Source organism: Streptomyces sp. NRRL F-525, from assembly GCF_000716605.1.
In the GTDB taxonomy this organism is placed as follows: Bacteria; Actinomycetota; Actinomycetes; order Streptomycetales; family Streptomycetaceae; genus Streptomyces.
In genome coordinates this window covers 1-26,249 of record NZ_JNXE01000002.1, presented here as the reverse complement: position 1 = coordinate 26,249, position 26,249 = coordinate 1, and the positions used below count along the sequence as shown (strand labels likewise).

Genomic DNA, 26,249 nt, shown 5'->3' with positions numbered 1-26,249 from the left:
TTCGGCACCTTTCCAGCCGGAAGAGGGCCATCCGGACCCTCATCTCCACGGAACGGTCACAGGGGCTGCGCAGTCGGCGCATAAGCGCTGTAATTGCGGACGTGGTCAGTGAGGGCACTGAGGGACGCGGAACGCGAACTCTGCGTGCCGAACTTGCCCTCAAAACGCTCACCGTCGATCTCGACCCCCGCGAACGGCTGCGCCGCGTCCTCGAACAGGCCCTCGTCTTCGCCGGTGCGAGCTTCGCCGGGGTGTACACACCCGGTGACGACGCCGACCTCCTGTGCCTGGTCGAGTCGGCCGGGGTGCCGCGCACGCTTTACGGGCTGCGGGACGGTTATCCGGCGGCCGGGGGATCACCGGTCGCCGAGGTGCGGCGGGCCGGGCACGCGGTGTGGCTCGGCCCCGAGGAACTGGCCGCGGGCGGTGACGCGCGGCGGCTGCCGTCGGGGGAGTTCCATCTGGCGGCGCTGCCCGTGCGCGGCGACCGGGGCGGCGGCTGTCTCCTCGTCGTCGGCGAACGCCCGGACGGCTTCGGCACCGAGGACCGCGCGTGCCTCGCGCTGATCGCCGAGGCGGTCGCGATCCCGGTACCGGCCGAGTCGGTGGCGGGCGAGGACGTGGCCGCGGGCGCGTTCGACCTGGCCATGGACACCGGGCGGGTCGAGGTCGGCGGCGACGTCCTGGAGCTGTTCGGGCTCGGCCCGGGCGACTTCGACGGCCGGGTCGAGACCCTGCTCGGGCTGACCGTGCCGGAGGATCTGCCCTCGCTGATGTCCGTCGTCGAGGCCGACCACATGGCCATCGGCGACCGTGAGCTGGAGTTCCGGGTGCTGCAGCCCTCGGGAACGCCGAAGTGGCTGCGGCTGCGCGGGCGGCTGCTGCCCGGCGGCGACGGCCGTCCCGCCCGCCTCGTGGGCACCGTAGGCGCGGCCTCCCAGCTGCGCTCCGGCGTCAACGACGTGGCCCGCGTCCAGCGCCTCGCCGCCGCCCTCGCCATGGCCGGCACGGTCCGTGACGTCAGCCAGGCCGTGGTCGCCGCCCTGCGCAAACCGCTGCGCGCCGACCGGATCGCGCTCGCCGAACTGGAGGGCGACCGGCTCGTCGTCACCGTCCTCGACCCGCCCGAGCCGGAGGCCTGGCCCGAGCTGTGGCGCCTGGAATGGCGCAGCGAATGGCCCGACGCACCCGTCCGCACGATGCCCACCCTCGCCGCCGCCCTGCGCGAGGGCCGCGCCGCGATCTGGCCCGCGGGGACGGACCTGGAGCCGGCCCTCGCCGAGGTCGGACCGGGCGGCCTCGCCGTCCTGCCGCTGTCCGCCGGTGGCCGGGTCTCCGGTGCCTGTCTGATCGGCTGGGACGACCCGCACGTCTTCGGCCCCGACGAACGCGCCCTGCTCACCGCCTCCGCCGGGCTCGCCGGACAGGCCCTGATGCGCGCCCACGCCTTCGACGCCGAGCACGAACTCGTCGGCATGCTCCAGCGCCAGCTGCTGCCGCGCCGCCTGCCCACCCTGCCCGGCGCGGTCGCCGTCGCCCGCTATCTGCCGACCACGGCCGGTCTCGAGGTCGGCGGCGACTGGTACGACGTGATCCCGCTCCCCGACAACCACGTCGCCCTCGTCATCGGCGACGTCCAGGGCCACAACGCGGGCGCCGCCACCCTCATGGGCCAGATGCGCACCGCGCTGCGCGCCTACGCCGTCGAGGGACACCCGCCCGACGTGGTCGTCTCGCACGCCAACCGTCTCCTCATCGACCTGGAGACCGACCTCTTCGCGACCTGCTGCTACGTCGACGTGAATCTGGAGGAAGGTTCCGCCTGGTACGTGCGGGCCGGTCACCTCCCGCCCGTCCTGCGCCACCCGGACGGCAGCACCGAGATCCCCTACGCGGACGGCGGACCGCCGCTCGGCGTGGTCACCCAGGCCGACTTCCCCATGAGCCCGCTGCGCCTCCAGCCCGGCACCGTCGTCGCCCTGACCACCGACGGCCTCGTCGAGTCCAAGGAGGCCGACATCGACGAGGGCCTCGACCGCCTCGCCCACGGCCTCGCCGTCTCCGACCCCGCCCACCTCGGCCTCGTCGCCGACGCCCTGCTGGGCAACGCCCGCCGCGAGGACGACGTAGCCCTCCTCCTCATGCGCTACGACGGCCTCGCCACCCGCCCCCGCCGGGAGAACTGGACGGTGTGGCGCGTCCCCGAGGCGGCCCGGCACGCCCGCCGCTTCACCAAGCGGACCCTGCGCACCTGGGGCGTCACCGAGGAGACCGACACCATCCTGCTGGTCGTGTCCGAGCTGGTCACCAACGCGCTGGTGCACACCGACGGGCCGGTCCGGCTCGACCTCACCCTCGTCAACCGGCGGTTCCGGGTCGCCGTCGCGGACTCCTCGCCGCGCACCCCGGTCAAACCGACCAGCATCGGCTGGGAGGCCACCGGAGGCCGCGGGATCCTCCTCGTCGAGGCCATGTCGGCGGCCTGGGGCACGGTGCCGGTGAGCGGTGGCAAACAGGTGTGGGCCGAGATCGCGCTCGACCGGTAGACGGCCGCACGGGTGCCTCTACGGGCACGTAACGGCAGGTCGGGACGGTCGGGCGCCCGTGCCGTGATGGGGTGCGGGCTTGTGGCACACACCTTCGAGGAACTGGTCGAGAAGCACCGCGCGGCCCAGGCGGCACGCGCCCGGGTGCAGGAGATGCGGGACTCCCTGGGAGCCCCCGCGCACGAGTCCTGGACCGAGGCCGAGACCGACATCTACGAGACCGCCTGGCGGGCCTGGCGCGACCTCGCCCGTGACATGCAGGCCGCGGCCGAGGAGTACGCGCGAGACGAGGGCCTCGACCGGGCCGAGGTCGAGGCGGACGTGGCACGGGCCGCAGGCGATTTGTCCGGTCCGTCAGCCGGTTAGACACCTCACGGCCCCTTCATCGTTGGCCGGTCGTAATAAACGAACATAGGGAGGAACGATGCACGTCCGAAGATGACGCTAAGGTGAAGCGATGAAGGCTCTCGTTCTCTCCGGCGGCACTGGATCCCGCCTGAGGCCGATCACACACACATCGGCAAAACAGCTCGTCCCGGTGGCCAACAAGGCCGTCCTTTTCTACGGGCTCGAATCGCTCGCCGACGCGGGAATCACCGAGGTCGGCATCATCGTCGGTGACACCGCGGCGGAGATCGAGGAGGCGGTGGGTGACGGGTCGAAGTTCGGCCTGCAGATCACCTACATCCCGCAGGACCGTCCCCTCGGACTGGCCCACGCCGTACTGATCGCGCGCGAGTACCTCGGCGACGACGACTTCGTGATGTACCTCGGTGACAACTTCATCGTCGGCGGCATCACCGGTCTCGTCGAGGGCTTCCAGGCCAACAAGCCCGACGCGCAGATCCTGCTCACCCACGTGCCCGACCCGCGCTCCTTCGGCGTCGCCGAACTCAGCGAGTCCGGCCAGGTCATCGGCCTGGAGGAGAAGCCGGAGCACCCCAAGAGCGACCTCGCTCTGGTTGGTGTCTACCTCTTCACGCCCGCCATCCACGACGCCGTGCGCGCCATCAAGCCGTCCTGGCGCGGCGAGCTCGAGATCACCCACGCCATCCAGCAGCTGATCGACGACGGCGCCGACGTGCGCTCCTCGGTCATCCACGGCTACTGGAAGGACACGGGCAACGTCGTCGACATGCTCGAGGTCAACCGGACCGTCCTGGAGAGCATGGACCGCCGCATCGACGGCGAGGTCGACGACGTGTCCGAGACCATCGGCCGCGTGGTGATCGAGGAGGGCGCGCGCATCGAGCGTTCGCGCATCGTCGGACCCGTCGTCATCGGGGCCGGCACGGTCGTGAGCGACTCCTACGTCGGACCGTTCACCTCGGTCGCGGAGAACTGCCGGATCACGGACAGTGAGCTGGAGTTCTCCATAGTGCTGCAGGACTCGTCCATCGCCGGGGTGGGCCGGATCGAGTCCTCGCTCATCGGCAAGCACGTCGAAGTGACCCCCGCTCCGGGGGTACCCAGCGCCCACCGCCTCGTTCTCGGAGACCACAGCAAGGTGCAGATCCGTTCATGAATCTCCTCGTCACCGGCGCCGCCGGCTTCATCGGTTCCACGTACGTCCGCACGCTCCTCGCCTCGGACGCGGCTGACGCGCCCCGCATCACGGTGCTGGACAAGCTCACGTACGCCGGCACGCTCGACAACCTGGAAATAGGCCACCCGCGCCTCGAGTTCGTCCAGGGCGACATCTGCGACGCCGAACTGGTCGACAAGCTGATGGCCGAGACGGACCAGGTCGTCCACTTCGCCGCCGAGTCCCACGTGGACCGCTCGATCAACGGCGCCGCCGACTTCGTCCGCACCAACGTGGTGGGCACCCAGGTCCTGCTGGACGCGGCCCTGCGCTACCGCACCCCGTTCGTGCACATCTCCACCGACGAGGTCTACGGCTCCATCGAGACCGGCTCCTGGCCCGAGACCCACCCGCTGGCGCCCAACTCGCCGTACTCCGCGTCGAAGGCGTCCTCGGACCTGCTCGCCCTGGCCTACCACCGCACCCACGGCCTGGACGTGCGCGTCACCCGCTGCTCGAACAACTACGGGCCGCACCAGTTCCCCGAGAAGGTCATCCCGCTGTTCGTCAGCAACCTCCTCGACGGCAAGAAGGTCCCCCTCTACGGCGAGGGCCTCAACGTCCGCGACTGGCTGCACGTCGAGGACCACTGCCAGGGCATCGAGCTCGTGCGCACCAAGGGCCGGGCCGGCGAGGTCTACAACATCGGCGGCGGCACCGAGCTCAGCAACAAGGAGCTCACCGGCCTGCTGCTCGAGGCCTGCGGCGCGGACTGGGACCGGGTCGAGCGCGTCGAGGACCGCAAGGGCCACGACCTGCGCTACTCCGTCGACTGGTCCAAGATCCACGACGAGCTCGGCTACGAGCCGAAGCACGACTTCGCCTCCGGCCTCGCCGACACCGTCGCCTGGTACCGCGACAACCGCGCCTGGTGGGAGCCCCTCAAGGCACGGGTGGAGCGCGGCTGATGAAGTGGCTGGTCACCGGTGCCGGCGGGATGCTCGGCCACGATGTGCTGGAGGAACTCGCCCGCCGCGGTGAGCAGTTCGTCGGTCTCGACCGCGCCGCCCTGGACATCACCGACCCCGCGTCGGTGGACCGGGCGTTCGCGGAGCACCACCCCGACGTGGTGGTCAACTGCGCGGCGTACACCGCCGTCGACGACGCCGAGACCGACGAGGAGAGGGCCCTTCGCATCAACGGCGAGGGGCCCCGGCTCCTCGCCCGCGCCTGCGCCGCCTCGGGCGCGCGGCTGGTGCACGTCTCCACCGACTACGTCTTCGACGGCGAGGCCCGCAGCACGCCGTACCCGGAGAATCACTCCACCGCCCCGCGCACCGCCTACGGCCGGACCAAACTCGCGGGCGAGCAGGCCGTGTTGGAGGAACTGCCAGGTGCGAGCGCGGTCGTGCGCACGGCTTGGCTGTACGGAGCCTGTGGGGGTAACTTCGTCCGCACAATGATCGAGCTGGAGGCGCGGCGCGACACTCTCGACGTCGTCGACGACCAGCACGGTCAACCGACCTGGACCGCCGACGTCGCCGTGCGGATCGCCGATCTCGGCGAGCGCATCGGCCAAGTCGAAGGCGCGCACGGGGTGTTCCACGCGACCAGCTCCGGCGAGACCAGCTGGCACGGTCTCGCACAGGAGGTGTTCCGGCTCATCGACGCCGACCCGGAGCGTGTCCGCCCCACCACGAGCGCGGCCTTCGTCCGTCCCGCGCCCCGCCCCGCCTACAGCGCCCTCGGGCACGAGCGGTGGCGGGAGGTCGGTCTGGAACCGCCGAGGGACTGGCGGTCCGCCCTGCACGAAGCACTTCCTCACATCCGCAAGGAGATTTCTTCGTGAAACGTCATGAGTTCCTGCGGGGGCTCCACAAGTCAACCGCGAACCGCAACTACCTGGAGATCGGCGTCAACGACGGCCGCAGCCTGACGCTCTCCCGGGTGCCCAGCGTTGCGATCGATCCCGCGTTCAAGGTGGTCACGGAGATCCGCTGTGACGTCCACCTGGCCAAGGCGACCAGTGACGACTTCTTCGCCCGGGACAACCCGCTGGTGCACCTGCGGGGCGGTCGCCACCCGCTGCGTCAACTGGCCCGCAACCGCAGCCCGTTGGGCTGGTGGCGGACCACCACGCTGGACCTGTCGTTCATCGACGGCATGCACCTGTTCGAGTACGCGCTGCGCGACTTCATCAACGTGGAGAAGCACTCGGACTGGGCCAGCGTCATCGTCTTCGACGACATGCTGCCGCGCAGCATCGACGAGGCCGCCCGGGACCGGCACACCGACGCCTGGACCGGTGACGTCTACAAGCTGGTCGAGATCCTCAACCGCTACCGTCCCGACCTCGTGACGGTCCTGGTCGACACCCAGCCCACCGGTCAGCTCGTGGTCTTCGGCGCGGACCCCACCAGCACCGTCCTCAAGGACAAGTACGACGAGATCGTCGCCGAGTTCGAGGTCCCGGACCCGCAGAAGGTGCCCGAGGCGATCCTGGAGCGCACCACCGCGGTGCAGCCCGAGGCGCTGCTCGGCGCCGGTTTCTGGGGACCCCTCGCGGCGGCCCGCAACCGCGGGACCAAGCGGTCCCGCGGCTGGGAGCCCCTGCGCCGCTCGGTGGAGCAGCTCAGCGTCAGTCGCTGAGCTGCCCACTCCGCAGTCGCTCGTAGTAGGCGGAGCAGTCCGCGTAGGACGGAAGAAGTCCTGACTGCTCCGCCTCTGCCAATGTCGGAGCCTCCGCGTCCTTGTCGGACAGCACCGGCTCGAAGCCCTCGGGCCAGGCGATGCCCAGCGCCGGATCGAGCGGGTTGATCCCGTGCTCACGGCCGGGGGAGTACCCCGTCGAGCACAGGTACACGACCGTCGCGTCGTCGGTCAGGGCCATGAACGCGTGCCCGAGACCCTCCGCGAGGAACACGGCGTGCTTGGACTCGTCGTCCAGCCGGACGGCCTCCCACTGACCGAACGTGGGAGAGCCGACGCGGATGTCCACGATCACGTCGAGGACGGCTCCGCGCACACACTTCACGTACTTGGCCTGGCTCGGCGGCACGTCGGAGAAGTGCACTCCGCGCACCACACCGCGCCGCGAGACCGAGCAGTTGGCCTGGGACAGAGCCAGGTCGTATCCCGTGGCCTCGCGGAACTCCTCATCGCGATACCACTCGTGGAAACTGCCCCGGTCGTCAGGGAAGACCTTGGGTTCCAGGACCCAGGCGCCTTCAATCCCCAGTGATCGCACGTTCTCTTGTCCTCCGGCTTGCTCGGGTACCGCAACTCGCTGTCCGATACCGCTACTTGTTCAGGGCGCGCTTCAGCTTGCGTGCCACCCGGTAGGCCAGCCCGGGCTTGGGCTTGGCGGCCACCGGCTTCGGCGCGGGCTTCGGCTCGGCGGACTTGGGGGCCTTCGGCGCCGCCTCCACCCGGATACCGCCGGCGTCACCGGTCAGCCGTACCGGCAGCGCCAGGAAACGCTGTCCGGTCGCGGCCGGGGTCAGGCACACCGACGCGTTCCACCCCGCGTCCTTCAGATCCGCGGCCGGCACCTCGGCGGCCAGCCGTGCGCCGGAGGACTCGGGGGAGACCACACCGGGCACGTCCAGGGTCGTACCGGACGACTTGTGGGTCAGCCGCAGCAGGACGTCCGTGGTGGCGGGGACGTAGAAAGGGAGCAGGACGCCGACGCGGGCGCCGGTGACCGTGAAGTCGCCGGGCTTGAGGTCGGCGAGGCCCAGGCGCTTGCTGGCCTTGTCGACGTCCAGGGAGAAGTTGCCGTGCGGCTCCGTGTAGTACGGGAGCATGACCTGGCCGGCGACGACACCGGCGTGCCCGGCGTTCTCGCCGTGCTGCGGGACCGGGCCGAGGCGGCACTCCTTGTTCCAGGAGCCGATGACGACACGGACGTAGGTGTCCCAGAGCCCGCTGCTCAGCGGGGAGCCGACGGCCGCGGAGGCGGGGTCGACGGTCGCCGTGGCGTGCAGCACCAGGCGGACGCCGTCGCCGTCGGGGACCGTCTCGTGCGAGAGCTGCACGGGCTGGAAGTGCGAGGCGGCGCTGGTGCGTTCGCGCAGGACGAGGTCGGCCGTCGCCTTCTTGAAGTTGGCGGTGGCGTCGGCCGTGAGCATGGCCGTCGCCTCGGTGAGGGTCTTCGGCTCCGGGTGCTTGGGAGCGGGCGCGCCCTTGGCCTCGAAGACCGCGGGCTTGCCGTCGATGACGAACTCGGCCTGGTAGTGGACCAGCAGCTTGCCGTCGCGCCACTCGATCTCGCCGGGGACCGCGGTCGGCTTGAGGGACGCCTCCCACTCGGCCAGCTCGACGAGGTCGTCGTAGCGGTCGGCGGCGGCGAGGGCCGCGACGACCCGCAGCCGCGGGCCGAGACCGGCCGCGACGCCGGGGCCGAAGCGCTCGGTCATGACACCGCGGATCTCCTTGAGGAGTTCACGTCGGTAGTCGTCCGGGGCCTTCAGCAGCCGACCGCCGCCGAGGCGCTCCATCATCTCCACGCGCAGCCAGCGGCGGAAGATCTTGTCGCGGGCCGCACCGGGCTCGGTGTACTTCTCGACGACGTCGAGGGCCTCGCGCAGGTTCTTGAAGTAGCCGACGGGGTCGAAGCGCTGGAAACCGGCGTTCGAGGCGTCCTCGCGCTTGATGTGGTAGTAGCAGACGTAGTCGCTGAGCACGGCGACGTTGTCCGCGGCGAGGTAGGCCTCCGTCACGAAGACGTGGTCCTCCAGGCGCCGACGCCCCTCGGGGAACCGCAGGTTGATGCGGTCCAGGAACGCGCGGCGGAGCATCTTGTGCGGGGTGAGGCTGTCCATCAGCGGCGCGGTCGCGACCGACGCGTGCGGATAGTTCTTGCGGAACAGCTCCACGGGTACGGCGCGGCCCTTGCCGGCCATCTTGCCGACGATGACGTCGGCGCCATTGGCCACGCCGTACTCGTACATCCGCTCCAGGGCCTCGTCGCCGAGGTAGTCGTCGTTGTCGACGAACATGACGAACTCGCCCTGGGAGGCGGCGATCCCGACGTTGCGGGGCTTGCCCGACCAGCCCGACGCCTCCTGGTGGATCACGTGCATGTGGGGGTGCTCGGCGGCGATCTCGTCGAGCCGCGCGGGCGTGCCGTCCGTCGAGCCGTCGTCGACGAAGATCGCCTCGTACTCATCGTTGGGCAGCGACTGCCTGAGGAGAGAGGAGATGCAATCCTCGATATAAGGCCCTGGGTTGTACACAGGGACGACGACACTGACCTTTACCGACATCCGGCTACTAGCCCCCTTGTTTGCGCCGCCCGTCCCCTGTTTGTGGAACGGCGCGGTGGGCTGATGCTAACCCGGTCCGTCCCGATGCCGCCCATTGGGCTGGTGTTGGGCAACGGTTTACCCGGCGTAGGCGGACGTCAGCTCTCGCCGTGGGTCTTGGCCAGAAGTTCCAGGACCTCGGCGGAGGTGCCCGTCTCGCCCAGCCGCGGGAAGATCCGCTCGATGCTGTGGGCGTGCGAGACGGCGTCCAGGTCGCTCATCGCGTCCGTGGCCAGGGTCACGTGGTAGCCGTGCTCGTGGGCGGCACGGGCGGTGGACTCGACGCCGATGCTGGTGGCGATGCCGGTCAGCACGATCTGCGTGACACCGCGGCGGCGCAGCTGCAGGTCGAGGTCGGTGCCGTGGAAGGCGCCCCAGTTCCGCTTGATGACGTGGATGTCGGCGGGGTGTCCGGCCAGGTCGTCGACGATGACGTCCCAGCCCTCGGGGCGGGTCCCGCCGCCGGCGCGCTGCTGCTCGGTGCGGCCGGGGACCGCGTCCGCGCCGTCGGCGGCGAAGGTGACCCGGACCAGGACCACGGGAAGGTCGGCGGCCCGGAAGGCGTCGGCGAGTTCGACGGTACGGGCAACGATCTCGGGCCCGCTGTACGGCTGGGTCGGGGCGCCGACGATGCCGCCCTGGAGGTCGATCACGACGAGAGCGGTACGGGGGTCGAGGGTGGTGAGTGCCATGGGGCGGGCCTTTCAGGAGGTTCGGGGTGTGAGGGTCCGGAGTGAACTGTCGGGCAGGGTGATCGCCAGGAGCAGCGCCGACCCGATCGCCATGAACAGGGCCAGGTCGTGCAGTCCCGGGGTGTCGGCGCGGTGCGGGAAGAAGGCCGCGGTGGCCGCCGAGGCGGCGAGTGCGCCGAGGTACATGAAGGTGCGCAGCAGTCCGGCGGCGGACGCGATGCGCGCGGGCTCGGCCTGCCGGTACAGGGCGTTCTGCCCGGCCAGACCCAGCAGCCCCTGCGGTATGCCGAGCACGGCGCCGACGGCGAGCAGCAGCCAGACCGGACTGTCGGCGCCGACGAGGAACAACCCCGCACAGCCGACGACCTGGATGGCGCTGCCGACGAGCAGCTTGGCGCGGATCGCCTCGCGGCGCCCGGTGAGGGTGGAGACACCGAGAGCGGTGGCCGACAGGGGCAGCAGGATGAGCCCGGCGGCGGAGGCGTGCAGCCCGCGCCCCTCCTCCAGCCACTGCGTATAGCCGTAGAGGAAGGCGTACGAGGTCGTGTAACCGAGGAACTGCCGTATGTACGTCGTCACCAGGGGCAGGTTGCCGCCGAGGACGCGCAGGTCCACGAAGGGCTCCGGGACGCGGAGTTCGCGCCTCGCGAAGGCGACGGCCGCGACGGCGCTGAGGACCGGGAGGTACCACTCCGAGAGGCTGGGGGCGGTCAGGAACATCATCAGCGAGACCAGCATGACGGCGAACAGGAGCATGCCGGGCGGGTCGACATCGCGCCGGGTGCCCGCCGTCTCCTTGTTCATCTTCGGGAGCCGCAGCGCGCCGAGGACGAGACAGGCCACGGACAGCGGCACGTTGACGGTGAAGATGGCACGCCAGCCGCCGACGCCGATCAGGAAACCGCCGAGCGTGGGTCCGATCACCGACACGGTCTGCGCGGAGATGGCCAGCGCGGTGAGGACACCGGCCGGGCTGTCCTTGCCGGTGCGGTCGGCCTCGCTGCGGGTCAGCTGCATCGCGGCCGGATACGCGGCCGAGGTGCCGAACCCGAGAAGGACGCGGGCGGCGATGAGCACGCCCAGCGACGGCGCGAGGGCGCCCATGAGTCCGGCGACGCCGACCAGGGCCGTACCGATGAGGTAGAGACGGCGCGGCCCGTACATGTCGACGAGGCGTCCGATGACCGGCTGTCCCACGGCGGTGGCGAGATACAGCGCCGAGACCAGCCAGACCGTCTCCGAGGGCGGGGCCCCGAAGGCGATGCCGATCGGCACGAGGGCCACGGCGATCATCGAGGAGTTGATCGGGTTGAGAACGGAGCCGAGGACCATCGGCGCGATCAGGCGGCGGTCGAAGCCGGTGGGGGCGGGGCGCGTGGTCCGTGATCCCTCGGTGAGCTTGGGTATCACTGCTCGGACAGCCGTTCCATCAACGCCAGCGCGTCGAGGATCGTCCGCCGCTCCTGCTCGGTGTACCGGTCCTCGAAGGCGCGCGTGAGCCACTCCCCGCGGACCTGCCGGTTGCCCTCGATCCGCTCGCGCCCGGCCTCAGTGAGGGTGACGAGCTGCCTACGGCCGTCCTCGGGGTCGGGGCCGCGCCGGATGAGCCCGTGCTGGTCGAGGGCGGCGAGGGTGGCGGCCATCGACTGCGGGCGGACCCCCTCGGCCGACGCGAGGGCGCTCGCCGTGGCCGCGCCGTGCTTGCCGACGAGGGTGAGCGCCGACTCCTGCGAGGGCGTGAGGTCCTCGTCGGCCGCGACCTCCCGGATCCTGCGGCGCAGCCGGCTGAACACGATCCGCAGATCACGGGCGGAGCGGGCCGCCGAGTCGGAGACACCCGCGGGCGTCTCGATGGGCTGGTGATCCATACCTCTACGGTAGAACCGCCAGGGGAAACTGTCCAGTCCAGACTGCACAGTCTGGACTGTAGATCGCAGACGGCCTCGTACGCTCCTCCGGAACCCCGGCCGCCCCTAGGCTGAGACCGTGCGTCTGCTCCTGATGTCCGACACCCATCTCCCCAAGCGCGCCAGGGAACTCCCCGCGCAACTCCCCGCCGAACTCCCGCGCGCCGACGTCGTGTTCCACGCCGGCGACTGGGTCGACACGGCCACCCTCGACCTGCTGGAGAGCCGCAGCCGCCGACTCGTCGCTGTCTACGGCAACAACGACGGCCCCGAACTGCGCGCCCGGCTCCCGGAGTTGGCCCATGCGGAGCTGGGCGGCCTGCGCTTCGGCACCATCCACGAGACGGGTCCCGCCCAGGGCCGCGAGGCACGCTGCGCGGCCCTGTATCCCGACCTGGACGTCCTGGTCTTCGGGCACAGCCACATTCCCTGGGATACGACCGCTGCGGGCGGCCTGCGCCTGCTGAACCCGGGGTCTCCGACGGACCGGCGGCGCCAGCCGTACTGCACGTACATGACGGCGACAGTGAACGGCGGTGGGCTGACGGATCTTGTGCTGCATCGGTTGCCGCCGAGAGGCTGACCGGGGTCACGGGCGCCTCCTGGGGTACGCAGGACACCGTGGCCGATACGTGGCGGGGCTGCCGCGGTCGTTGGGGGCGTGAGAACTGGCGGAGCTGGTACGGCTGTTGAGCACCCGCGAACTGGCATGGTTGCCGCGACAGCCGAGGACGTGAGCGCCCGAATCTGATGGCCGGCGCGAGGCCGACACCGTGCGGCCGTCCTCGTCGCGGGTGCGCGTGTCACACGGGTGGCACGCGCGCCGGTAGGCAGCTCACCGCCCGGGCTCCCGGACCGGCCCAACTGCTCATCTCCCGGCCCGTCGCCGGGGACGGGCCGCGCCTCCTTCCACCTGGGCGCGAGGGCAACGACCGGGGCCGATACGGATACCCCGGCCCACCCACCGAGCCGACCAGGTCACCCCGCCGGTCCCCGATGAATCGCCCCCACCGCCCCCGTCAACGGAGCCCCCGTCCCACCCCACCGCAGCGCGACGATCTCGGCCGCCACGGACACGGCAACCTCCTCGGGCGTACGCGCGCCGAGATCGAGGCCGACGGGCGAGCGCAGGCGGGCCAACTCGCCCTCGCCCAGGCCGGATTCGAGGAGTCGACGCATACGATCGTCATGCGTACGGCGGCTGCCCATCGCCCCGATGTACGCGGCGGGCCGGCGCAGCGCCTCCTCAAGCAGCGGTACGTCGAACTTGGGGTCGTGGGTGAGGACGCAGATCACCGTCCGCTCGTCGGTGTCCGTGCCCTGCAGATAACGGTGCGGCCAGTCCACGACCACCTCTACCCCCGCCGGGAACCGCTTCGGCGTGGCGAACACCGGGCGCGCGTCGCACACGGTGACCCGGTAACCGAGGAAGTCACCGATCCGGGCCACCGCCGCCGCGTAGTCGATCGCCCCGAAGACCAGCATCCGGGGCGGTGGCGCGAACGAGTGCAGAAACACAGTGACGGAGTCCTCACGCCGCTCACCGCGCGGGCCGTAGTGCCGCAACCCGGTTGCCCCGAGGGCGAGTTCACCCCGGGCGTCGGCGGTGACCGCGATGTCGAGGCCGGTTGAGCCGAGGGTGCCGAGGGTGCCGGGGGTGCCGGGGGTGTTGGAGATCCCCGGGGTGCTTGAGGTGTCAGGGGTATTTGAAGCATCGAGAGTGCTGGGGGCGCTTGATGTGTCAGGGGTGCTTGCGCTGCCGAGAACGCCGGAGGCGCTGAGCGGGCTGGGTGCGCGAGGAGTGCCGGGGGCGCTGGGCTTGTCAGAGGTGCTGAGAGTGCCGGAGGTACCAGGAGTGCTGGCAGCGCTGGGAGTGTCCGGAGTACCGGGAGTACCGGGAGTGCCGGGAGTACCCGGAGCACCGGGGGTGCCGAGGGCGTCAGAGGCGTCCAAAGCACCAGGCTCACCAGGATCACCAGCGGAGCCGCGCCCACCGAGGCCGCCAGAGGTGCCGATGATGCTGGCGGCGCCGAAAGCACCAGAGGCACCGCGCCCGCCGAGGGCACCGTCCCCGCCGGGATCACCGCCACTGCCGAGGGCACTGTCCCCGCCGAGATCACCCCCACCCCCGAGGCCACCGACCCCACCGAGATCACCACCACCCCCCACCCCCTCCGCCCAAACAGCAAGCGCAGCGCCCCGTACCCCCGGCCCATCGACCACCGTCGCCACCGTCACCGGCTCACCCGCGGCGACCGACCGCGCCACCGCCCCGAACGCGGGATCGATCTCGGGCGTGACCGGCCGTACCAGCACGGTGATCTCGCCGCCGCAGGTGAGCCCGACCGCGAAGGCGTCCTCGTCGCTGTAGCCGAAGGTCTCCAGGCGGGCCTCGCCGCTCGCGACGACCTCCCGCGCCAGTTCGAAGACCGCCCCCTCCACGCAGCCGCCCGACACGCTCCCCACGACCTCGTCGCCGGGCCCCACCGCCATCGCCGCACCGGGATCACGCGGCGCGCTGCGGCTGACCGCGACGACCGTGGCCAGGCCGAACGGGGCGCGCGCGGCGTACCAGCCGCTCAGCACCGGGAGAAGGTCACGCATGCTCGGCTCCTGTCACCGCCACCACCGCCGCCGGACGGCGCAAGCCTCGCATCCGGGCCCTGGCCTGCACCGGAGCGCCACGCGCCCACCCCGCCCCACCTCCCCGGCCCAGCGTTAATCCGTTGCCGCCGCACCCCCACCCCTGCTGCACTACCGGAGACGAGTCAGCGACGACCGAGGAGTACTGAGATGCGCGCACCGTTCATGTCCGCCCAGGAAGGAAGGCCCCCCTCGCCAAAGGACATGACACCAGGTGCACTTGCTCAACCTCGGAATCCTCGCGCACGTAGACGCAGGTAAGACCAGCCTGACCGAGCGCCTCCTGCACTCGGCCGGTGTGATCGACGAGATCGGCAGCGTCGACGACGGGAACACCCGCACCGACACCCTCGCGCTGGAGCGCCGGCGCGGCATCACCATCAAGTCGGCCGTCGTCTCGTTCCCGGTCGACGACGTGACCGTCAACCTGATCGACACCCCCGGCCACCCGGACTTCGTCGCCGAGGTGGAACGGGTCCTCGGCGTACTCGACGGCGCGGTCCTCGTCATCTCGGCCGTCGAAGGGGTCCAGCCACAGACCCGCATCCTGATGCGCACCCTCCAACGCCTGCGCATCCCCACGCTCCTCTTCGTCAACAAGATCGACCGACGAGGCGCACGCTACGACGACCTCCTCCCGGCGATCTCCGAACGGCTCCGGGCGGCCGTCGTGCCCATGGGCTCGGTCGAGGGACTCGGGACCCGCGCGGCCGGTTTCCTGCCGGGACTCGGCCCGAACGCACCCGCCGTCCTCGCCGAGCACGACGACGAACTCCTCACCGCGTACGTCGAGAACACCGTGTCCTACGACCTCCTGCGCGCAGCCCTCGCCACCCAGACCCGCCAAGTCCTCGTGCACCCCGTCTACTTCGGCTCCGCCATCACCGGCGCCGGCGTCGACGCCCTGATCACCGGCATCAAGGAACTCCTCCCCGCAGCCGAAGGAGACCCCCAAGGCCCGCTCTCCGGCACGGTGTTCAAGGTCGAGCGCGGGCCGGCGGGGGAGAAGATCGCCTACGCGCGGATGTTCTCCGGCACCCTCCGCACCCGCGACCGCATCACCTTCGGCGACACCAGGGACACCTCCGACATCGGCCAGGAGGGCAAGGTCACCGCGATCACCGTCTTCGACCACGGCACGGACATCGCATGCGACTCCCTCCCGGCAGGCCGCATCGGCAAGCTGAGAGGCCTCGGCGACATCCGGATCGGGGACTCAATTGGCGTACGTAGGAAGGAAGTTGAGCACTTCTTCGCGCCGCCGACCCTCGAAACCGCCGTCGTCCCGGGCCCCGACACCGACCGCCGCGCCCTCCACCTCGCCCTCACCCAACTCGCCGAACAGGACCCCCTGATCGGCCTGCGCCACGACGAGGTACGCCAGGAAACCGCCGTCTCCCTCTACGGAGAGGTCCAGAAGGAGGTCGTCCAGGCCACGCTCGCCGACGAGTTCGGGGTGCACGTCACCTTCCGTGAGACGACCCCGCTGTGCATCGAGCGGCCCAACGGCACCGGCGCGGCGGTCGAGTTCAACAAGAAGGACGCGAACCCCTTCCTCGCCACGGTCGGCCTGCGCGTCGAACCGGGCCCGGTCGGCTCCGGTGTGCGGTTCGGCCTGGAGGTGGAGTTGGGCGCGATGCCGTACGCCTTCTTCAAGGCCGTCGAGGACACCGTGCGCGAGACGCTCGGGCAGGGTCTGCACGGCTGGCGGGTCACCGACTGCGCGGTCACCATGACGCACTCCGGCTACTCGCCCCGGCAGAGCCACGCCCACCAGGGTTTCGACAAGAGCATGTCGAGCACCGGCGCCGACTTCCGCGGACTGACCCCGCTAGTCCTCGTCGAGGCGCTGCGGCGGGCGGGGAGCCAGGTGTACGAGCCGATGCACCGGTTCCGCGTCGAGGCCCCGGCCGACACCCTCGCCGCCCTGCTGCCGGCGCTGGCCGCGCTGCGCGCCGTACCGCGGACCACCGAGACGCACGGGTCGCTGTGCGTGCTGGAAGGAGAGGTGCCGGCGGCTCAAGTGCACGGGCTGGAGCGGCAGTTGCCGGGGCTGACGCGCGGGGAGGGCGAGTGGGAGAGCGCCTTCGACCACTACGCGGCCGTTGCACACGGCATCGTTCCGGAACGGGCACGCACCGACCACAACCCGCTGAACCGGAAGGAGTATCTGTTGAACGTGCTGCGCCGGGTGGCCTGAAATGTGTCAACAGGGCCTGTGGCGCGCAGACTTACTCGTGAGTCAGAAGTGTTGACAGTGTCCGGAAATCACCGGACTGTAGTGGACATGACGAATATCCGGGCGCGTTTGATCGTTGTCCTGGTTGTCCTCTGCGGATTCCTGTCGGTGCTGGGCGCTGGGCCAGCAACCGCCGCCACCCCAACCGACTCCCTCTGGTTCGACGGTTCAGCGCTGACCGTGCAGAACGGCAGCTTCGTGGACAGCTACGGCCGCCAGGTCGTGCTGCGCGGCTACAACGTCTCCGGTGAGACCAAACTGGCGGAGAACGACGGTCTCCCCTTCGCCTCGGTCGCCGACGCGAAGAAGTCCGCGACCGCGCTGCGCGCCCTCGGCGGCGGCAACTCGGTCCGCTTCCTGCTCTCCTGGGCTTACGCCGAACCCGTCCGGGGCCAGGTCGACACCACGTACCTGGCCGCCGCCACCGCGCAGATGCAGGCGTTCCTCGACGCCGGCATCCGCGTCTACCCCGACTTTCACCAGGACCTCTACTCCAAGTACCTGTTCAACAGCGGAAGTTGGTACACCGGCGACGGCGCCCCCAAGTGGGCCGTGGCGCTGGGGAGTTACCCGCAGGAGTCCTGCGGCATCTGCCTCTTCTGGGGTCAGAACATCACCCAGAACTCGGCCGTCACCAAGGCGCAGTACGACTTCTGGCACAACAACTACGGCCTCCAGGACTCCTTCCTCGCCACCGCCCAGTCGACCATGACGTACATCCAACAGCACCTGAGCACCGACGAGTTCGCGGGTGTCGTCGGCTTCGACCCGTACAACGAGCCCTTCGCCGGCACCTACGACTCCGGTCAGACCAGCCGCACTTGGGAACAGAACCTGCTCTGGCCGTTCTATGTGAAGTTCCGGGCCCGGATGGACGCGGCCGGCTGGAGCGCCAAGCCCGCCCTCGTCGAGCCGAACCTCTTCTGGAACTCCAACATCTCAAGTCAGGTGCAGGAGGGGGGACTTCTCGACGCGGGTACGCTCGGCTCGCGGTACGTCTTCAACACCCATTTCTACGACCAGAAGGCGATCTCCGGCATCCTGATGTGGGGCAACGCGGCCGACGGGCAGTACGCGACCGACTTCGGGACGGTCCGTGACCGGGCCGCCGCGGCCGGCACCGCCGCCATCGTCAGCGAGTTCGGGCACCCGCTGTCCGGAACGGTCGCGGGCAAGGCGCCCACCGTACTCAAGGCGATGTACCAGGCCCTCGACTCCCGTCTGCCGGGCGCCAGTTGGTGGTCCAACCCAGCCGGCTCCGGACCGGTCCTCTCCGGCACGCAGTGGCAGTGGGACATCTACAACGGCCGCCACGACGAGCTGATGAACGACAACCCCGACAAGGTGCTCACCTCCGGCGACGCGTGGAACGACGAGGACCTCTCCGCCGTCAACATGACCGACTCCGGCACGGTGACACTCCGTCAGGACGCCCGCCTCCTCGACCGGATCTACCCGAGCGCGACCGCCGGCACCACGGTCGCCTTCACCTACGAGGACCGCTCCCGCGACGGCTCGACGACCCTGACCTGGAACCCGGTCCCCAGCTCCCTCCCGAACGTGTCCTCGCTGGTCGGCTCCGGCCAGTACGGCCTGCTGATGTGGCGCTCCAACAGCTCCACCGCCCCGACCGAACTCCACCTCCCGGCGTCCTTCCCGGCCGCGTCCACCACCGTGGTCTCCGACCTGGGAGCGATCTCGGGCGTCCCGGCGTACACGACATCGACCCCCATCGGCTACGCGAACGAACCGGGCGGCACCGGCAGCCACCGCCTCCTGCTCTCCGCCACCGGCTCGGGAACCCTGCACTACGCCCTGATCACCAACGGCGCGTCGAGCCCCTCCTCGACGCTGCTGAGCGCGGCCAAGTCCGAACTGGCCGCGTGGGCGGCATCGCACAGCTGAGCACCGCAGGGGCGCCGGTCTTCCTGGAGACCGGCGCCCCTGCGTCGTCATGTGAAGACATCCGAACAAATGCAAATTCGGAGTGAACTTGATGAGAAGTGAGGAAGGAGTGCTCTTTTCCGCAAGACCACGGACACGACAAGATGGCCGGTGGTCAACGAGACAGGGGTGTGACAGTGGCGGGCAGGCTCAAGGCGCCGACCGGTCGTTACGGCGGCAAGTCCGCCGAGCAGCGGCAGGCCGAGCGGCGCGGACGCTTCCTGGACGCCGCGCTCCAGCTGTTCGGCGACACCCCCGGCTACCGCGCCACGACCGTCGCCGCCCTCAGCGAGGCCGCGGGACTGTCCACCCGGCAGTTCTACGAGGAGTTCCGCAGCCTGGAGGACGTCCTGGCCGCCCTCCACCTCCAGGTCAACGACTGGGCCGAGGAAGCCGTACTCGTCGCCCTGAAAACGGCGGAGGGCCTGCCGCTCGCCGAGCGGTCCACCGCGATCTTCCACGCCTACGCCGCGAACGTCACCGTGGACCCGCGCCGTATCCGCATCACCTTCGTCGAGATCATCGGCGTCAGCGCCCGCCTGGAGGAACAGCGCCTCGCCCGCCGCGCCCGCTGGATCAACCTCATCTGCGCAGAGGCACGAGCCGCCGCCCAACGCGGCGAGGCGGCACGGCGCGACTACCGTATCGCCGCCGCGGCCTTCATCGGCAGCGTCAACGGCCTCCTCCACGACTGGAGCGCGGGCTGGGTGGACGCCACGCTGGACGAGGTGGTGGAGGAACTGGTCCGACAGCTGCTGGGCATCATGCAGCCGCCGGGCTGGCGCGGCCGTGCCGTGCCGCGGGACGCGCTATTCGACGAGGATTGAATTGCTTGTGCGTTCCCCTCGTGCTCCCCATCCTCAAAGGGCGACAGAACCCGCTGCCCTTTGACCAGGAAAACCAGGGGAACGTGATGCGCAAATTCAGGACTGCCCTCGTCGTGGCCGGATTGCTGCTGACGACCGCAGCCGTGCAGACCGGCACGGCGAACGCGTCCACCAAGGCACCGGCCTCGTTCGTCGAGATGACCGAGAAATGGAGTGGCACCGCGGTGGTCCGGCTGTGGTGGAACACCAGCAACGGCGGTATTCACGCCGAATACTACGATCCCGGCAACACCACCCAAGCTGTCTGGGTCGGGATCTACGACGCGACGACCAGGCAGATCCTCACGCAATCGGAGACGTACGGCCCCGGGCCGATCAACACGGGTGAGGTGTTCACCGCGCGCTCCATCTTCGCCTGCGGTGCGGGCGGCCGCGTGGCGCAATTCTGCACCGGGAACACCTGATCCACACCGGTCGGTGAATTCACCGGGAATATCTCCGTCACCCTCCTGGGGGTGGGGCCGGACACCGGCGACGCGATCAGATACGGCCTAGTGGTCTTCCGATACGTCCATCGCGTGTTCGTCGAGACGCCGGGCCAGCGCGCGTACGAGATCGCGCAGAGCGGCGGGACGCTCGATGACGAACGGGCGGTCGAGAGCGGCGAGGATCGGCGGGATCCACTCCAGCCGCTCGGCCCGGATCCGGACGTGGACCCATCCGGTGTCTTCGCGGGCCTCTGGATCGTCGGGCGGGACCGTGGAGAGGGTGGCGATCTCGGCCGGGAGTTGCGTGCGGATGTGCCGGACGCTGCTCCGTATCCGCAGCGACACATCGTGCGTCCACGGCGTGCGCGCGAGGCTGTCCAGCACCGTGGCCGCCGGGTCGAAGTCGTCCGGGACGGCGAACGAGCCGGACCGCATGGTCATCGACGTGATGCGGTCCAGGCGGAAGGTGCGCACCTCGCCGTCGGCAGGGTCGGCGCCGGTCAGATACCACCGTCCGGCATGCGCCACGAGACCGTACGGCAGGACGGTACGGTCGCTGCCGCGGCCCCTGCGGTCGGTGTAGCCGATCGCCACCGGCCGCCGATGGAGCGCGGCCTCGGCCAGTTCGAGCAGCACCCCCGTCTCCGGGGCGGCGGCGGTACGGGGCCGTGCGGTGAAGTCGGCCGTGTCCAGGAGGGCGTCGAGGCGTCGGCGCAGGGCGGCGGGCAGGACCCGCAGCAGTTTCGCCGTGGCGCTCTCGCTCGCCGCCGCGGATGTGGTGACGAGGCCCGCCTTACGGCCGGCCAGCAGCCCGAGCACCACGGCCAGGGCCTCCTCGTCCGTGAACATCAGCGGCGGCATCCGATAGCCGGGGGCGAGCCGGTAGCCGCCGTAGCGGCCACGGACCGAGTCGACCGGCACGCCCAGTTCCAGCAGGTGGCCGACGTAGCGGCGGACCGTCCGTTCGTCTACGCCGAGGCGGGCCGCCAGGTCGGGGACGGTACGGAGGCCGCCGCCCTGGAGGATCTCCAGCAGGGCGAGCACGCGGGCGGTCGATGTGGTCACTCCGAAAGTCTGCCTCGGATACCGGGCGGAAGCTGTCCGGTATCGGTCCTAGCGTGGGAGACGCCCCTTCAGCCAGTACCGCATACGACAGGACGTCCCTCATGAACTTCGTCTCGATCCGTGTCATCACCGACGACGTCGCCCGTCTCGTCGGGTTCTACGAACAGGTCACCGGCGTCACGGCCACCTGGTCGACCCCCGACTTCGCCGAACTCGTCACGCCCGCCTGCACGTTGGCGGTCGCGAGCACCCGCACCGTGGCCCTGTTCGGCACCGACTCCGCGCGCCCCGCCGCCAACCAGTCGGTGATCACGGAATTCCGGGTCGCCGATGTCGACGCCGAGTACGAGCGCCTGGCGCCCCTCGACTGCGAGGTCGTCCAGAAGCCGACGACGATGCCCTGGGGCAACCGCTCCCTTCTCTTCCGGGACCCCGACGGCAACCTGATCAACTTCTTCACGCCGGTCACCCCCGAGGCCGTGGCGCGGCAGGAGCGCTAGGGCAGGGTGTCCAGGGCGGCGAGCACGGGCGCGACGCCGTCCTCGGCGCGGACCCGGGCGCCGAGAACCTTCGCGCGCTCGGCGTACGCGGGTTCACGCGTGGCCCGTACCAGCGCGGCGGACAGGGAGTCGGCGGTCAGGCCGCGCAGCGGCACGGCGGCCGGGGCCACGCCCAGGGCGACCAGGCGCGCGGCCCAGAAGCCCTCGTCGAACTGGATCGGCACCGGTACGGCCGGTACCCCGGCGCGCAGCCCGGCCGCGGTCGTGCCCGCGCCGCAGTGATGGACCACGGCCGCCATCCTCGGGAACAGCGCCGAGTGCGGGACCTCGCCGACGGTCAGGACGTCGTCCCCTGCCGCTTCGAGACCGCCCCAGCCGCGCTGAATCACCCCGCGCAACCCGGCTCGGCGCAGCGCGCGCACGATCTCGGCGCTCAGCCGCTCCGGATCGGGCACGGTGGCGCTGCCGAGCCCGACGAAGACCGGGGGCGGACCGGCGTCGAGGAAGTCCCGTAGTTCCGGCGGGAGTTGGGCGTCGACGTCGTACGGCCACCAGTAGCCCGCCACCGTCAGTCCGGGGCGCCAGTCGGCCGGGCGGGGCACGATCAGGGGGCTGAAGCCGTGGTGGACGGGCCAGTTCTGGCGTTCCCGGGAGCGGAGTGCGGTGCCGGGCCGGGTGCGGGGCAGGCCCAGTCGGGAGCGCACCTCCGGTACGGCGGCGGTGAAGACGTGCTCCACCGCCCGGTTCACCCCGCGCCCGGCGACCCGGTTGCCCACCGCGCCCCAGGAACCGCCCCCGAGCACCGGCGGCGCGAACTCCCGTGTCGGCGCGAGGGGTTGGAGGTACACGCCCATGCTCGGCAACGACAGTCCCTCGGCGACGGCATGCCCCAGCGGCCCCAACGAGCTGGACAGCAACAGGACTTCACTCGCCCGGGCGGCCGTCACGAGGTCGTCGGTCATCCGCCCGACCAGCGCCCGCGCCATCGTGACCACCCGCAGCAGCTTGCCCCCGCCCGAGGCACTGCGATGCAGCCCGCGCCCCCGCGAGGACTCCAACTCGGCCCGGGGATCGACCGGAAGGGGATGGAAGCCGACGCCCGAGCCCGCCACCAAGGGCGCGAAACCCGCGTGGGTGACAAGGGTGACCTCGTGGCCCGCGCGGGCCAGGGCATGCCCGAGGCCGGTGTAGGGGGCCACGTCGCCCCGGGATCCCGCTGTCATGATCGCTACGCGCACGCCGGTCAGTATCGCGTCCGGTGGCCGACGGGTGGGGGATGCCAAGTGCCCCTCGTGTCACAGGCGTTGACTTCGGCCCCGGGTGGCTCTACTTTCAGCGCGCCGTTTCGTTCGGCGACCCGATCCAGGTTCGAAATATCGGCAAAGGAGCCGCATGTTCCGCACCCCCATCCTGCGCGCCTTAGCGATGGCCGCAGCGGCAGTCACCCTGCTTCTCGTCACCAGACCCGCGCCTGTGGACCCCCTCCGGACGGCACCCGTCGCCTCGACGACCCGTCAGATCGCGGTCCCCACCGCCCCGATGGGCTGGGCCTCCTGGAACAGCTTCGCCGCGAAGATCGACTACAGCGTCATCAAGGCGCAGGTCGACGCGTTCGTCGCCGCGGGCCTCCCGGCGGCCGGCTACAAGTACATCAACATCGACGAGGGCTGGTGGCAGGGCACCCGCGACAGCGCGGGCAACATCACCGTCGACACCAGCGAGTGGCCCGGCGGGATGAGCGCCATCGCCGACTACATCCACAGCAAGGGCCTCAAGGCCGGCATCTACACGGACGCCGGCGCGAACGGCTGCGGCTACTACTACCCGACGGGCCGCCCCGCCGCCGCGAACACCGGCAGCGAGGGCCACTACGACCAGGACATGCTCCAGTTCTCCCAGTGGGGCTTCGACTTCGTGAAGGTCGACTGGTGCGGCGGCGACGCCGAGGGCCTCGACGCGGCGACGGCGTACAAGGCGATCAGCGCCTCGGTCACCAAGGCCACCGCCAGTACCGGCCGCGCGCTGACCCTCTCGATCTGCAACTGGGGCTACCAGAACCCCTGGAACTGGGCCCCGGGCCTGGCCCCCATGTACCGGACGAGCACGGACATCATCTACTACGGCAACTCGCCGTCGACGACGAACATGCTGTCCAACTTCGACCAGGGCCTGCACCCGGCCGCCCAGCACACCGGCTACTACAACGACCCCGACATGCTGATGGTCGGCATGCCCGGCCTCACCGCCGCCCAGAACCGCACCCACATGGCCCTCTGGGCGATCTCCGGCGCACCCCTCCTCGCCGGAAACGACCTCACAACCCTCACCACCGAGACCACCGGCATCCTCACCAACCCCGAGGTCGTCGCCGTCGACCAGGACGCGCGCGGCCTCCAGGGCGTCAAGGTCGCCGAGGACACGACCGGACTCCAGGTCTACGGCAAGGTCCTCTCGGGCCTCGGCAACCGCGCGGTCACCCTCCTCAACCGCACCTCCTCCGCCCAGAACATCACCGTCCGCTGGTCGGACCTCGGCCTTACCACCGCCTCCGCCACCGTCCGCGACCTGTGGTCCCGCGCCAACATCGGTTCCTACGGCACGAGTTACACGGCCAGCGTCCCGGCCGGCGGCTCCGTGTTCCTGAAGATCAGCGGCGGCACCGAGGCGGCGAGCACCAACTACACCGCCACCTCCACCGGCAAGTACACCGGCGTCAGCGCGGCGAGCACCGGCCTGAACGTCGTCGACGTCACCTACACCAACACCGGCTCCACGGCCGTCACCGGCACCCTCCAGGTCAACGGCCAGACCGCGACGACGGTCTCCTTCCCGCCGACCGGCTCCAGCGCGGGCACGATCTCGGTGCAGGCCGACCTGTCCAAGGGATCGGCCAACTCCCTGACGCTGACGGGCAGTTCACTGCCGACCCTGGGCACGGTCAATGTCCAGCCGATCCCGGGCACGAACGGCTCCCTGGTCGTCGGCACCCAGTCCGGCCGCTGTGCCGACGTCTACAACAACACCATCACCAACGGCACCCAGGCCGAGATCTGGGACTGCAACGGCGGCCAGAACCAGGCCTGGACGTACACCTCCCGCAAGGAACTCGTGGTCTACGGCAACAAGTGCCTGGACGCCTACAACAACGGCACCACCAACGGCACGAAGGTCGTCATCTGGGACTGCAACGGCCAGAACAACCAGAAGTGGACCGCCAACTCCGACGGCACGTTGACCAACGTCAACGCGGGCCTGTGCCTGGACGCGTCCGGCGCCGCCACGGCCAACGGGACCCAGCTGATCCTGTACACCTGCGGCACGGCGACCAACCAGAAGTGGACGCTTACGTAGCCGCAGCGCATGGTCCCGCCGGTCGTCAGGGCCGGCGGGACGCGTGTCCCTAGGTGAGCGCGAGGGTGACCAGTCCCGTCGCCGCGAGCAGGGCGCACACCAACAGGCAGCAGGCGAGGGCCCGTTGCCGCAGTCGCCGGTACGTCTCCTCGTACTCGTCCCGCAGTTGACGGCCCCGCTCGGCCGTGCGCTGCCACGACTGGCGGCTGAGCGCCAGGTACTCCGCCTCGAACTGCCGCTCCACCTCGTCCCGTTGGGCATCGGTGAGCCAGCCGAGCCGTGCCGTGAAACGGGCGGCGGCGATACGGCCCTCCGCGTGAGCGGCGGCGATCAGCAGGTGGCCCTCGATGTCGTTGAGGAAGGTCCCGGTGTCGACGGGGTGTTCGTCCATCGCGGTCACCGGGGCGTCAACTCCCGCTCCAGGGCCGGGATATCGGCGTGGTGCAGGTCGAACGCCGGGGATTCGCTGCGGATGCGGGGGAGCGTGACGAAGTTGTGCCGCGGCGGCGGGCAGGACGTGGCCCACTCCAGCGAACGGCCGTAGCCCCATGGGTCGTCGGTCTCGACCTTCTCCCCGTACTTGGCCGTCTTCCAGACGTTGTAGAAGAACGGCAGCAATGACAGGCCCAGCAGGAACGAGAAGATCGTCGACACCGTGTTGAGTGTCGTCAGGCCCTCCACCGCCAGGTAGTCGGGGATCCGGCGCTGCATCCCGTTCACGCCGAGCCAGTGCTGGACGAGGAACGTGCCGTGGAAGCCGATGAACAGCGTCCAGAAGGTGAGCTTGCCGAGGCGTTCGTCGAGCATCTTGCCGGTCATCTTCGGCCACCAGAAGTGGAAGCCGGAGAACATCGCGAACACGACGGTGCCGAAGACGACGTAGTGGAAGTGGGCGACGACGAAGTACGAGTCGGAGGTCGAGAAGTCGATGGGCGGGGCGGCGAGCATGACGCCGGTCAGGCCGCCGAACACGAAGGTGATCAGGAAGCCGGTGGCCCAGAGCATCGGGGTCTCGAAGGACAGGGACCCCTTCCACATGGTGCCGATCCAGTTGAAGAACTTCACGCCTGTTGGCACGGCGATGAGGAACGTCATGAAGGAGAAGAACGGGAGCAGGACTCCGCCGGTGACGTACATGTGGTGGGCCCACACGGTCACGGAGAGGCCGGCGATGGAGATCGTGGCCGCGACCAGTCCCATGTAGCCGAACATCGGC

22 protein-coding genes and 2 pseudogenes are annotated in these 26,249 nt (G+C 70.3%); 13 read left to right on the top strand and 11 right to left on the bottom strand.

Annotation, left to right across the window (positions count from 1 at the left end; translation table 11 throughout):
- Window positions 1-101: 101 nt before the first annotated feature.
- The 6 genes from OO69_RS03215 to OO69_RS03190 all read left to right on the top strand — a co-directional run bounded on the left by OO69_RS03215 (window position 102) and on the right by OO69_RS03190 (window position 6,720).
- Window positions 102-2,546 (top strand): SpoIIE family protein phosphatase, encoded by a 2,445-nt coding sequence (locus OO69_RS03215; protein ID WP_033278836.1) that lies wholly within the window; start codon window positions 102-104, stop codon window positions 2,544-2,546.
- Window positions 2,547-2,627: 81 nt separating this feature from the next.
- On the top strand, window positions 2,628-2,912 hold the full coding sequence (locus tag OO69_RS03210) for a hypothetical protein (protein WP_033278835.1): 285 nt from the start codon (window positions 2,628-2,630) through the stop codon (window positions 2,910-2,912).
- A 91-nt stretch (window positions 2,913-3,003) separates the two neighbouring features.
- Window positions 3,004-4,071, top strand: a complete 1,068-nt coding sequence (locus OO69_RS03205) for a glucose-1-phosphate thymidylyltransferase (protein WP_033278834.1) — start codon at window positions 3,004-3,006, stop codon at window positions 4,069-4,071.
- Window positions 4,068-5,039: a dTDP-glucose 4,6-dehydratase gene (gene rfbB, locus OO69_RS03200; RefSeq protein ID WP_033278833.1), complete on the top strand. Its 972-nt coding sequence runs from the start codon at window positions 4,068-4,070 to the stop codon at window positions 5,037-5,039. Before OO69_RS03205 ends, rfbB begins: the two co-directional genes overlap by 4 nt.
- Window positions 5,039-5,920: a dTDP-4-dehydrorhamnose reductase gene (gene rfbD, locus OO69_RS03195; RefSeq protein WP_033278832.1), complete on the top strand. Its 882-nt coding sequence runs from the start codon at window positions 5,039-5,041 to the stop codon at window positions 5,918-5,920. The genes rfbB and rfbD overlap by 1 nt, the downstream gene beginning before the upstream one ends.
- Window positions 5,917-6,720 (top strand): class I SAM-dependent methyltransferase, encoded by an 804-nt coding sequence (locus OO69_RS03190; RefSeq protein WP_033278831.1) that lies wholly within the window; start codon window positions 5,917-5,919, stop codon window positions 6,718-6,720. Before rfbD ends, OO69_RS03190 begins: the two co-directional genes overlap by 4 nt.
- Here OO69_RS03190 and rfbC read toward each other — a convergent pair.
- The 5 genes from rfbC to OO69_RS03165 form a co-directional block, all read right to left on the bottom strand.
- Window positions 6,710-7,318, bottom strand: a complete 609-nt coding sequence (gene rfbC / locus OO69_RS03185) for a dTDP-4-dehydrorhamnose 3,5-epimerase (protein ID WP_033278830.1) — start codon at window positions 7,316-7,318, stop codon at window positions 6,710-6,712. The genes OO69_RS03190 and rfbC overlap by 11 nt on opposite strands.
- A 52-nt stretch (window positions 7,319-7,370) precedes the next feature.
- A complete protein-coding gene (locus tag OO69_RS03180) occupies window positions 7,371-9,338 on the bottom strand; it encodes a glycosyltransferase family 2 protein (RefSeq protein ID WP_033278829.1) in 1,968 nt (655 codons plus the stop codon).
- A 137-nt stretch (window positions 9,339-9,475) separates the two neighbouring features.
- The gene (locus OO69_RS03175; protein WP_033278828.1) at window positions 9,476-10,069 is read right to left on the bottom strand and encodes a hydrolase; all 594 of its coding nucleotides are present in this window, start codon (window positions 10,067-10,069) and stop codon (window positions 9,476-9,478) included.
- A gap of 12 nt (window positions 10,070-10,081) precedes the next feature.
- Window positions 10,082-11,479: an MFS transporter gene (locus OO69_RS03170; protein ID WP_033278827.1), complete on the bottom strand. Its 1,398-nt coding sequence runs from the start codon at window positions 11,477-11,479 to the stop codon at window positions 10,082-10,084.
- Window positions 11,476-11,937 carry a MarR family winged helix-turn-helix transcriptional regulator gene (locus tag OO69_RS03165; RefSeq protein WP_033278826.1) on the bottom strand — a complete coding sequence of 154 codons (462 nt, stop codon included), beginning with the start codon at window positions 11,935-11,937 and terminating at the stop codon, window positions 11,476-11,478. Before OO69_RS03165 ends, OO69_RS03170 begins: the two co-directional genes overlap by 4 nt.
- Before the next feature lie 118 nt (window positions 11,938-12,055).
- On the opposite strand from OO69_RS03165, the gene OO69_RS03160 reads away from it, so the two are divergent.
- A complete protein-coding gene (locus tag OO69_RS03160; protein ID WP_033278825.1) occupies window positions 12,056-12,559 on the top strand; it encodes a metallophosphoesterase family protein in 504 nt (167 codons plus the stop codon).
- Window positions 12,560-12,954: 395 nt separating this feature from the next.
- On the opposite strand, the pseudogene OO69_RS52425 reads toward OO69_RS03160, so the two are convergent.
- Window positions 12,955-13,623 (bottom strand): annotated as a pseudogene (locus tag OO69_RS52425) (XdhC family protein); the annotation flags it as partial.
- A gap of 435 nt (window positions 13,624-14,058) precedes the next feature.
- Window positions 14,059-14,580: pseudogene (locus OO69_RS52420) on the bottom strand (XdhC family protein); the annotation flags it as partial.
- A gap of 253 nt (window positions 14,581-14,833) precedes the next feature.
- Here OO69_RS52420 and OO69_RS03145 point away from each other — a divergent pair.
- The 4 genes from OO69_RS03145 to OO69_RS03130 all read left to right on the top strand — a co-directional run bounded on the left by OO69_RS03145 (window position 14,834) and on the right by OO69_RS03130 (window position 20,093).
- Window positions 14,834-16,819 carry an elongation factor G gene (locus tag OO69_RS03145; protein WP_033278824.1) on the top strand — a complete coding sequence of 662 codons (1,986 nt, stop codon included), beginning with the start codon at window positions 14,834-14,836 and terminating at the stop codon, window positions 16,817-16,819.
- A gap of 87 nt (window positions 16,820-16,906) precedes the next feature.
- On the top strand, window positions 16,907-18,763 hold the full coding sequence (locus OO69_RS03140) for a cellulase family glycosylhydrolase (RefSeq protein WP_033279200.1): 1,857 nt from the start codon (window positions 16,907-16,909) through the stop codon (window positions 18,761-18,763).
- A gap of 176 nt (window positions 18,764-18,939) precedes the next feature.
- Window positions 18,940-19,629, top strand: coding sequence for a TetR/AcrR family transcriptional regulator (locus tag OO69_RS03135; protein ID WP_033278823.1), 690 nt, complete (start codon window positions 18,940-18,942; stop codon window positions 19,627-19,629).
- 20 nt (window positions 19,630-19,649) lie between these two features.
- Entirely contained in the window at window positions 19,650-20,093 is a 444-nt protein-coding gene (locus OO69_RS03130; protein ID WP_158713349.1) for a hypothetical protein, read from the top strand.
- An 87-nt stretch (window positions 20,094-20,180) separates the two neighbouring features.
- Here the strand turns inward: OO69_RS03130 and OO69_RS03125 are convergent, their stop codons facing one another.
- Window positions 20,181-21,182, bottom strand: a complete 1,002-nt coding sequence (locus OO69_RS03125; protein WP_063744408.1) for a helix-turn-helix transcriptional regulator — start codon at window positions 21,180-21,182, stop codon at window positions 20,181-20,183.
- 101 nt (window positions 21,183-21,283) lie between these two features.
- Between OO69_RS03125 and OO69_RS03120 the strand changes: the two genes are divergently transcribed.
- Window positions 21,284-21,682, top strand: coding sequence for a VOC family protein (locus OO69_RS03120; protein ID WP_033278821.1), 399 nt, complete (start codon window positions 21,284-21,286; stop codon window positions 21,680-21,682).
- Here the strand turns inward: OO69_RS03120 and OO69_RS03115 are convergent.
- Window positions 21,679-22,905, bottom strand: coding sequence for a glycosyltransferase (locus tag OO69_RS03115; protein WP_033279198.1), 1,227 nt, complete (start codon window positions 22,903-22,905; stop codon window positions 21,679-21,681). The genes OO69_RS03120 and OO69_RS03115 overlap by 4 nt on opposite strands.
- Window positions 22,906-23,074: 169 nt before the next feature.
- Between OO69_RS03115 and OO69_RS03110 the strand changes: the two genes are divergently transcribed.
- Window positions 23,075-25,033, top strand: a complete 1,959-nt coding sequence (locus OO69_RS03110) for a ricin-type beta-trefoil lectin domain protein (RefSeq protein ID WP_033278820.1) — start codon at window positions 23,075-23,077, stop codon at window positions 25,031-25,033.
- Window positions 25,034-25,082: 49 nt separating this feature from the next.
- Here OO69_RS03110 and OO69_RS03105 read toward each other — a convergent pair whose 3' ends face one another.
- Entirely contained in the window at window positions 25,083-25,424 is a 342-nt protein-coding gene (locus tag OO69_RS03105; RefSeq protein WP_106970963.1) for a hypothetical protein, read from the bottom strand.
- Between the two features lie 5 nt (window positions 25,425-25,429).
- Window positions 25,430-26,249 (bottom strand): cytochrome c oxidase subunit I (locus tag OO69_RS03100; protein WP_033278818.1); only part of this gene is annotated, 820 nt, incomplete at its 5' end.

Excerpts from the sequence above, each read along its gene's own strand:
- OO69_RS03120 (WP_033278821.1), top strand. The coding sequence starts at position 21,284 with ATGAACTTCGTCTCGATCCGTGTCATCACCGACGACGTCGCCCGTCTC.
- rfbD (WP_033278832.1), top strand. The coding sequence starts at position 5,039 with ATGAAGTGGCTGGTCACCGGTGCCGGCGGGATGCTCGGCCACGATGTG.
- OO69_RS03140 (WP_033279200.1), top strand. The coding sequence starts at position 16,907 with ATGACGAATATCCGGGCGCGTTTGATCGTTGTCCTGGTTGTCCTCTGC.
- OO69_RS03110 (WP_033278820.1), top strand. The coding sequence starts at position 23,075 with ATGTTCCGCACCCCCATCCTGCGCGCCTTAGCGATGGCCGCAGCGGCA.
- OO69_RS03105 (WP_106970963.1), bottom strand. The coding sequence starts at position 25,424 with ATGGACGAACACCCCGTCGACACCGGGACCTTCCTCAACGACATCGAG.
- OO69_RS03165 (WP_033278826.1), bottom strand. The coding sequence starts at position 11,937 with ATGGATCACCAGCCCATCGAGACGCCCGCGGGTGTCTCCGACTCGGCG.
- rfbB (WP_033278833.1), top strand. The coding sequence starts at position 4,068 with ATGAATCTCCTCGTCACCGGCGCCGCCGGCTTCATCGGTTCCACGTAC.
- OO69_RS03180 (WP_033278829.1), bottom strand. The coding sequence starts at position 9,338 with ATGTCGGTAAAGGTCAGTGTCGTCGTCCCTGTGTACAACCCAGGGCCT.
- OO69_RS03175 (WP_033278828.1), bottom strand. The coding sequence starts at position 10,069 with ATGGCACTCACCACCCTCGACCCCCGTACCGCTCTCGTCGTGATCGAC.
- OO69_RS03205 (WP_033278834.1), top strand. The coding sequence starts at position 3,004 with ATGAAGGCTCTCGTTCTCTCCGGCGGCACTGGATCCCGCCTGAGGCCG.
- OO69_RS03115 (WP_033279198.1), bottom strand. The coding sequence starts at position 22,905 with ATGACAGCGGGATCCCGGGGCGACGTGGCCCCCTACACCGGCCTCGGG.